The 3,124-nt window shown below is 57.8% G+C and carries 3 protein-coding genes; all 3 read left to right on the forward strand.

The features are described 5' to 3' along the window. A partial coding sequence (locus HQL65_20475; protein MBF0138610.1) for a hypothetical protein occupies positions 1-235 on the forward strand: 235 nt, incomplete at its 5' end. 197 nt (positions 236-432) lie between these two features. Continuing rightward, the gene (gene nadA / locus HQL65_20480; protein MBF0138611.1) at positions 433-1,530 is read left to right on the forward strand and encodes a quinolinate synthase NadA; all 1,098 of its coding nucleotides are present in this window, start codon (positions 433-435) and stop codon (positions 1,528-1,530) included. Between the two features lie 6 nt (positions 1,531-1,536). Next, positions 1,537-3,057, forward strand: coding sequence for an HD domain-containing protein (locus HQL65_20485; GenBank protein MBF0138612.1), 1,521 nt, complete (start codon positions 1,537-1,539; stop codon positions 3,055-3,057). Positions 3,058-3,124 lie beyond the last annotated feature (67 nt).

The raw sequence follows: 3,124 nt of genomic DNA on the forward strand, positions 1-3,124 counted from the left end.
TGGAAACGGCGATCAGGTCCAGATCAGCAACTGGGAAAACGGAACCGCCAATCAAGTGGAACAGATCAAGCTGGGGGATGGCAACGTGCTGGTCAACACCCAGGTGGACCTGCTCATTCAGGCCATGGCCACCTTCTCAGCCGAACACAACGGCATCTCCTGGGATCAATCCTTGACCCAGTACGCCGAAGAAACCCACGCCATTCTGGCATCCCATTGGCAAAAAGCGGCATGATGTATTCCGTAGTCCTGCACTGGTCAGGGTGCGTTATCATCGGTCTACGCATATTTTGAGGGGATTGCGAGTCGTGACACATGCTCTGTGCCAGGATTCCCGCTTGCGAATCAACAGGGCTTTTGTCAGAGTAGCTTCAGGATATGTGCTGTAAAGAGCGTGTCACCTGAAATCCCTGCCGGACAGACGAGACCCCCATGACCGAACCGCCCGTTTCCCTGGAACCCCTCTATGAACTCGATGCTGCCGTTCTGGAACGTCGCATTCGTCATGCCAAGGAACAGCTTGGCTCTCAATGTGTCATTTTGTGCCACCATTATCAGAGGGAGGAGGTCTATCAATTTGCCGACTTGACGGGCGACTCCCTGAAGCTGGCCCGTCTGGCCTCCCAGCGTCCCGAGGCCCGTTATATTGTCTTTTGCGGGGTTCACTTCATGGCGGAAGTGGCGGATATATTGTCCGGCCCGGAACAAACGGCCATTCTGCCTGATCCGGCTGCCGGCTGCTCCATGGCCGACATGGCCAATCTCTCTGCCGTATCGGCCACCTGGCAGGCACTGGGATCCGTCCTGGATGTGGAAAAAAGCATCATTCCGATCACCTACGTCAACTCCACCGCCGATCTCAAGGCCTTCTGCGGCGACCATGGCGGAACCGTCTGTACCTCCTCCAATGCCCGGAAAATACTGGAGTGGGCCTTTGCCCAGCGCGAAAAAGTCCTCTTCTTCCCGGATCAGCATCTGGGCCGGATCAGTGCCTGGCAATTGGGCATTCCCCTGGAACAAATCGTGGTCTGGAATCCCGATTTATCCCCCCTGGGCGGCTTGACCGAAACCGCCATCAAACAAGCCAAGGTCATTTTGTGGCACGGGTTTTGTTCGGTTCACCAAATGTTCATGCCCGCCCATGTCGATCTGTTTCGGCAACGGTTGCCCGGTATTCAGATCATCGTTCACCCGGAATGTTCTTTCGAAGTCTGCCGCCTGGCCGATCACCTGGGATCCACCGAACAGATCCAATCGGTGGTCCGTGCCGCACCCCCTGGCTCGAAATGGGCCATCGGTACGGAACTCAATCTGGTCAACCGCCTCAAAAATGAAATGCCGGACAAGGAGATCCATTTTCTCTGTCCCACCATCTGCATGTGTTCGACCATGTTTCGCATCGATCCGCAACACCTCTGCTGGACCCTGGAAAATTTGTTGGCCGGCCATGTGGTCAACCCCGTCACGGTTCCGGCTCGGGAGGCTGCATCGGCCCGTCTGGCCCTGAATCGCATGCTGGCTGTGGTCTGAAATCCCATGACCCGCAAGGTGTTCCGGGATGCCATCCATGACATGATTGCCCTGGAACGGGAGAGCGATGCCCCCGCCCAGGATCCGGTCGCCTGGGGCGATGCCATGATCCTGGATTTGATCGACTCCCCGCCCATGCAGCGGTTGCGGCGCATCCGGCAGTTGGGGACCGCCTCCCGGGTCTATCCAACCGCCGAACACAGTCGCTTCTCCCATGCCCTGGGTGTCATGCACCTGGCCAAACGCATCCTGCGCGTTCTGGGCATGCAGGATCCAGAGTTGATTGATCGCGAGGCAGCCTTGCAGGTCAAAGTGGCCGCCCTGCTCCACGATGTCGGACATGGCCCTTATTCACACCTTTTTGAGGTCATCTTTGGCGATGCCGAAAACCACGAATCCCTGGGTTGGCGTATCATCGCCGAACCCGGGCCTGTCCGCACGATCATCGGTCGGCATTGTCAGCGCCTGAATATCGGGGAAACAACTTTTATTCAAGGCTTGCAACGGGTCTGGGGGGGGGATCGCGACCCCCACTCTCCCAGCCATTTTGGTCGGCAGGTCATCTCCAGCCAGTTGGATGCCGACCGCATGGATTACCTGCTCCGGGATGCCTATTTTACGGGCGTTGCCTATGGACGCTATGATCTGGAGTGGCTGTTGCACAGTCTGCGTTTACGTGACGTTGCCGGCGTGTTGCATCTGTGCGTCGATATTTCCCGCGGACCCACTGCCCTGGAGAGCTATATTGCCGCTCGCGACAACATGTATCGACAGGTTTATCACCACAAAACCATCCGGGCCATGGACGCCCTGCTCATGCACCTGTTTGCCCTTCTGGTCTGGAGCCGGGAAATTCTTGGCGTCTACCCCCCCGGAACCCCCCTGGAACTGAGCCGGTTTCTCGATGCCATCCAGCAGGCATCCGGCAACCCCCTGCCACTCGATGTCTTTCTCGCCCTGGATGATACGGTGGTGGATTATGCCGTCAACCATTGGGCCGTCCACCTGCCGGATACCCCCCTGCCCTGGGGTGAATTGCGCTGGAAAAGCCGGTTGTTCCGGGATCGAAAACCCCTTTATCGTCGCCTTTGCTGGCGCATGACCGATCCCGAAGAGCCGGGGCAGAGCCTCCTCACCGATGTGATTCACGACCAGCAGGCTGCCAGCGCCTTGGAGCAGTTTTTGGCCGCCCAGGCGGCAACACCCCTGCCGCTGACCTTGCCCGGAGAAACCGATCCGCATCCGGTCCCCCTGCGATTTCTGGTCCGGATGGACAGCGTGGAACGAACCCCCTATGCGCATTTGCAATACGATGCCGATTTGCAGGAGCCGGTGTTTGTCCTGGATGGCTCGGGCCGGGTCGTGGCCGCCGAACGCGCCTCCAACCACATCAATTTTCTGGGTCACAGTCGGCGGCGTCTGGCCCGGGTGTTTGTGGATCCGCGTGCGCACCTGGCCGTGGCCACTTTGCTCAAGAGCCATTTTCACCATCCGGCCATGGCCGTCGAAATCCCCTCCAGAAACTGAAAAGATTCTCTTAGAGGCTGTCTAATAACATGTTAATTTCAAAAAAAACGAATGAAAAACTGGGATG

Source organism: Magnetococcales bacterium, assembly GCA_015228935.1.
In the GTDB taxonomy this organism is placed as follows: domain Bacteria; phylum Pseudomonadota; class Magnetococcia; order Magnetococcales; family DC0425bin3; genus HA3dbin3.

Coding starts and splice junctions, on each gene's coding strand:
- nadA (MBF0138611.1), top strand. CDS start 433: ATGACCGAACCGCCCGTTTCCCTGGAACCCCTCTATGAACTCGATGCT.
- HQL65_20485 (MBF0138612.1), top strand. CDS start 1,537: ATGACCCGCAAGGTGTTCCGGGATGCCATCCATGACATGATTGCCCTG.